This window comes from Cupriavidus sp. IDO (assembly GCF_000812465.1).
Taxonomy (GTDB): Bacteria; Pseudomonadota; Gammaproteobacteria; order Burkholderiales; family Burkholderiaceae; genus Cupriavidus.
The window spans coordinates 1-4,343 of sequence record NZ_JWMA01000157.1 but is presented as its reverse complement, the minus strand read 5'-3'; the positions used below and the strand labels follow the sequence as shown (position 1 = coordinate 4,343).

Here is a 4,343-nt window from a genome sequence, read left to right as displayed (position 1 = left end):
CCATGCCTGCTGGCTACTCGTTGACGGTTAGCGAGAGGCCGGGGCGCGTTCATTCCATCTTTTGGACGGCGCCCAAAAGTAGGCAAAAGGCGCCGTCTTGCCCGCCGGGCGGGAGTCTTATCGTAGCGTGCCTGCGTTTTTGTACGGGTATGGGCTTCAGGGCATAGCTACGATGCCTGCCGCGTGGTAACGAGGCGGCGCGATGCTTTGACAGGCCGTCCTCCCGACCTCGTGAGAGCGGAGTGGCACGCAGCTTGATGCCCATCAGTGTGCGCACCTGCATCGCGCACCACGGTTGTGGTCCAGAACCTCTTGCCGTAGGCACGCCCCTCGATCACCGAGCCACTCCGCTCTCACGAGGTCGGGAGGACAGCGCCGTTCCCGGCGTTGCCCCTGGCGATCTGCGCGGCAGGCAGTCTAGTTCTGCCCTGAAGCGAATACCCGTACAAAAAGCGTCGAACACTACGATAAGACTGGCCGTCCGCCGAGGACAGTAAGGCGCTTTTTGCCTCCTTTTTGGCGCCGTCAAAAAGGAGGTCGCCGGCTACGCCGGCGAAACAGCAGCGCATCCAAGAACCCAATCCAGCAATCCAACGAAGAACCCTTTTTCCGCAAGCCACTGATCGCAATTTGCTGAAAACACGCCATCAAAATTGGGATATTTCCGATTGATCCTCGTTTCCGATTTTCGCTCAATTGAATTCGGTTAAAGGCAGAATTTAACGAGGAGCAATAATGCAAAAAGCAAGGATCAAGAAGATTCACGTCGCAGAGGATAAACCCACTACCGGGATTTCCTACCCCGCCTATCATCTCGTGCGCACCTGAGGAGCGGCCATGCTCACCAGAACGTATCTCATCATGGGCGACAAGGCTAACAACGGGGCCACGATCATAGGCGGCAGCCCCAGTTCCACCTACGAAGGCATCCCGACGGCGCGCGAAGGCGACCCCGTGTACTGTCCCGTCTGCAAGCAAACGGGAGCCATAGTCTGCGTCGGCCCGCGCTGGCCTTCCAGCGAAAACGGGAAGGAAGAAGCCTTGAGTGGGGACATCTGCGCATGCGGATGCAACCCGCCACCCGTCTTCCATGCATCACGCCCCTATACGATGACCATGACGGCAGGGGATGCGGCGCAGTGGAACAGGTCACATGCATCTAGCGGCGGGAACTCGTCCGCGATGAGCGGGTATGACGAGCAAGTTCGCGTCCGCACGGGAGACGTGCTTATCGAAGGCTATCCGTATTTCATCGAGACCTCTGACGGACGGACATTCTCAGGGCACCTGGACGAAAGCGGCAGGCTTCCTCGCGTATCCACAGAGAGTTCCGACAATTATGTCGTTTACTGGGGCGATGAAGCCTTGGCGAAACAGGACGAGGTATAAGGCATGCCCAACAAGAAGACAGTTGTCAGAACAAACTCAACGCCGGATTCCATCAAAGATGTATCCCTAAAGGCCGTCACCTTTGCTGAGCTTTGGGCGGCCTATCCGCAAGGCACGCCCTACGCCGATCCCAAGACAGGAGACGTGCCGCCAGGCTTCGAGAATCAGTGCGCGATTCGATTGAGCGTGACCCTGCACCGGGTGGGCATCGAAATGAAGTCCTTTCGCGGCAAGGGCCAGATTCGACTGGAAGGCAAGCGCACGGCTGTGCTTGCGTCGGAGATGGCAGACTGGCTACGGCTGAAGCCGCTGGCAGGCATCGGCGCGCCGGAAAACATCACGGGGGGCGATTGGCAGAAGAAGATCAAGGGGCGTACGGGTATCGTTACCTTCAAGAACTATTGGAGGCGGGATGGTGAATCCGCTGGCAACGCCACCGGAGGCCACATTGACCTGTGGAATGGGTCGCGGCTGACCATTAGTAGCGCTCCCGGCGCCATTTCAACAATCGGCCGCAGCTTGGGATGGGACGCCCTATTTCCCGGCACCCACTATGGGTGGTCAGATCTTGGGCGCTCGACCGAAATACTCTTTTGGGAGATCAAGTGAACTGGCGGCGGTTAGCCGTAACGGCAACATTTGCCTGCGTTGGTCTGGCTAGTGTTATCACATGGTCCCATGTCGATGCGTACCTCTGCGACATATTCCCACACCTGTGCGTGCCGCGACCCGGGATATGCGTTGGAATTGACGCGTGCCCAGCCGATGCCGGGATGCTGCTGGGCCTGATCCTGCTGATACCGGCGCCACCGATTCTGTTTGGAATGCTGGGATTTGTGCTCAGCCCGCGTGTCGAGCGAGTCGGCCTGCTGGGCGTTGCGCTGGCGACGGCGATTCTCACGCATTGGGCCGCAACCTTCGCCGTGATTAGAATCTTTGCGCTGTAACTGGCGGAAAATGCGGGCTTTAACCCAACAAGAGAGCGCGCTGGCGTTGTTATGCCTGAAGAGGCAAGCGTCCCTACAAGACGTAGCGTTGACGATTGGAATCCGAAACGCCATCCAGGGTGATGGATTGGAAATAAAAGGTGCTCCTATCCCTCCAGCGACGTCGCCAGCGCATGCGGCCCTTGCGACAGCTGCATCTTCAGGAATTCCAGACACACCCGCATCCGGGCCGAAGCCGACGCCCGCGCACTGGTCACGGCCCAGATATCAGCCGGCTGTTGCCAACCCGGCAGCACGCGCACCAGTTCACCCGCGCGCACGCTCGCGGCCACGTCCCACACCGAGGCCATGATGATGCCGTAGCCCTCGAGTGCCCACTGGCGCGTGACATCGCTGTGATTCGATGCCATCGGCCCGGTCACTTTCACGGTCTCCCAGCCGCCCGGCCCCTGCAGCCGCCACACGCCGAAGGCCTGGTCGCGCTCGCGCAGCAGCAGGCAGTCGTGCCGGGGCAGTTCGGCCGGGTGCTCCGGCATGCCACGCCGCGCGAGGTAGGCAGGCGTGGCGCACAGCACCCGGCTGCCGCTGGCGATCTTGCTGGCGATCAGGTGCGGCTCCTGGACTTCGCCCACGCGGATGTCCAGGTCGAACTGCTCGCCGATCAGGTCGACGCGCCGGTCGAGCAGCTCCAGCCAGACCTCCAGGCCCGGATGCTGCTGCCGCAGCAGCGACAGCACCGGTGCCACATGCCGGCGCCCGAGCCGCAGGCTGGTGGCGATGCGCAGCAGCCCGCGCGGCTCACCGCCGGCGCCGCCTACGGCTTCAAGCATGCCGTCCACGTCTTCCAGGATCTTCTGCGCCCAGGCAAAGGCGCTCTCGCCCTCGGCCGTCACGCTGACGCGGCGCGTGGTGCGGTGGAGCAGCTTCGCGCCGAACATGGCTTCGAGCATGGCGATGCGCTTGCTGACATGGGCCGGCGATATGCCCATCTCATTGGCGGCGGCGATAAAGCTGGAGCGCCGCGCTACGGCGCAGAACAGCCGCAGGTCCCGCAGGAACGGGTCATTGTTCGCCGTGAGCGCATTCTGAGTTTCCATGACAGTCGATGATTGGAGGAGGGACTAACGATAGGCTATCCGCGAAGGCCGCGCCAGCAGTGCGGCCCCCTTCCAGGAGACACGATGAAGACAGTACTGGTGCTCAACGGGCCCAACCTCAACCTGCTCGGCACCCGCGAGCCGGCAGTCTACGGCAGCGAAACGCTGGCCGATGTCGAACGCATCTGCCAGGAGGCCGCGCAGCGGCTCGGGCTGGAGGCGCAATGCCGCCAGACCAATCACGAAGGCCAGCTGATCGACTGGATTCACGAGGCGGGCCGGCTGTGCGCGCAGGGGGAGATGATCGGCGTGGTGCTGAATGCGGGGGCGCTCACGCACACCTCGATTGCGCTGCACGATGCCATCAAGGGCGCGTCGGTGCCGCTGATCGAGTATCACATCTCGAACGTGCACGCGCGCGAGGCGTTCAGGCACACGTCGTGGATTTCGCCCGTGGCGCGGGCGGTGATGGCGGGGCTGGGGGTGAAGGGGTACGGGCTGGCGATTACGGCGCTGGTGCAGGTGACCGGCGCCGCTTCCGCATAAGGACTTATTTCCTTCCATTCGCGAGTTCGCGACTCAAGGGAAAGCGCTGGCGCATTGCGATGCACTGACAAATGCCACAAGCGCGCCCCCTCTCCCGCTTGCGGGAGAGGGCTGGGGAGAGGGCCAGCGTTTGCAGGAACGATGGCCTGCAAACCGCCTTGACGATCGCCGCGAGGAAGGTGAGGCGCCTCGCCATTTCACGCGCCGGCCCTCTCCCCCTGCCCCTCTCCCGCAGGCGGGAGAGGGGAGCAAACAGACAGCGTCACCTATCGCGGTAGGAATGCCCATTACTGAGCACCCCCCGCACAGATCCGTACGAGCCCGATTCGGGCATACGGCTCCTACCTCGGGTGTTTGACGGCAA

Annotated in this window: 5 protein-coding genes; 4 read left to right on the top strand and 1 reads right to left on the bottom strand. The window is 62.2% G+C overall.

Annotation, left to right across the window (positions count from 1 at the left end; genetic code table 11):
• The first annotated feature begins 837 nt into the window (after positions 1-837).
• The 3 genes from RM96_RS36610 to RM96_RS39565 all read left to right on the top strand — a co-directional run bounded on the left by RM96_RS36610 (position 838) and on the right by RM96_RS39565 (position 2,336).
• Positions 838-1,389: a PAAR domain-containing protein gene (locus RM96_RS36610; protein WP_039015354.1), complete on the top strand. Its 552-nt coding sequence runs from the start codon at positions 838-840 to the stop codon at positions 1,387-1,389.
• Positions 1,390-1,392: 3 nt separating this feature from the next.
• On the top strand, positions 1,393-1,998 hold the full coding sequence (locus tag RM96_RS29860; protein WP_039015353.1) for a type VI secretion system amidase effector protein Tae4: 606 nt from the start codon (positions 1,393-1,395) through the stop codon (positions 1,996-1,998).
• 164 nt (positions 1,999-2,162) lie between these two features.
• Positions 2,163-2,336: a hypothetical protein gene (locus RM96_RS39565; RefSeq protein ID WP_193752552.1), complete on the top strand. Its 174-nt coding sequence runs from the start codon at positions 2,163-2,165 to the stop codon at positions 2,334-2,336.
• A 146-nt stretch (positions 2,337-2,482) separates the two neighbouring features.
• On the opposite strand, the gene RM96_RS29850 is transcribed toward RM96_RS39565, so the two are convergent.
• Entirely contained in the window at positions 2,483-3,433 is a 951-nt protein-coding gene (locus RM96_RS29850; protein ID WP_039015351.1) for a LysR family transcriptional regulator, read from the bottom strand.
• An 84-nt stretch (positions 3,434-3,517) separates the two neighbouring features.
• Between RM96_RS29850 and aroQ the strand changes: the two genes are divergently transcribed.
• Positions 3,518-3,979 (top strand): type II 3-dehydroquinate dehydratase, encoded by a 462-nt coding sequence (gene aroQ / locus RM96_RS29845; RefSeq protein WP_039015350.1) that lies wholly within the window; start codon positions 3,518-3,520, stop codon positions 3,977-3,979.
• Positions 3,980-4,343 lie beyond the last annotated feature (364 nt).

Excerpts from the sequence above, each read along its gene's own strand:
- RM96_RS36610 (WP_039015354.1), top strand. The coding sequence starts at position 838 with ATGCTCACCAGAACGTATCTCATCATGGGCGACAAGGCTAACAACGGG.
- RM96_RS29860 (WP_039015353.1), top strand. The coding sequence starts at position 1,393 with ATGCCCAACAAGAAGACAGTTGTCAGAACAAACTCAACGCCGGATTCC.
- RM96_RS39565 (WP_193752552.1), top strand. The coding sequence starts at position 2,163 with ATGCTGCTGGGCCTGATCCTGCTGATACCGGCGCCACCGATTCTGTTT.
- RM96_RS29850 (WP_039015351.1), bottom strand. The coding sequence starts at position 3,433 with ATGGAAACTCAGAATGCGCTCACGGCGAACAATGACCCGTTCCTGCGG.
- aroQ (WP_039015350.1), top strand. The coding sequence starts at position 3,518 with ATGAAGACAGTACTGGTGCTCAACGGGCCCAACCTCAACCTGCTCGGC.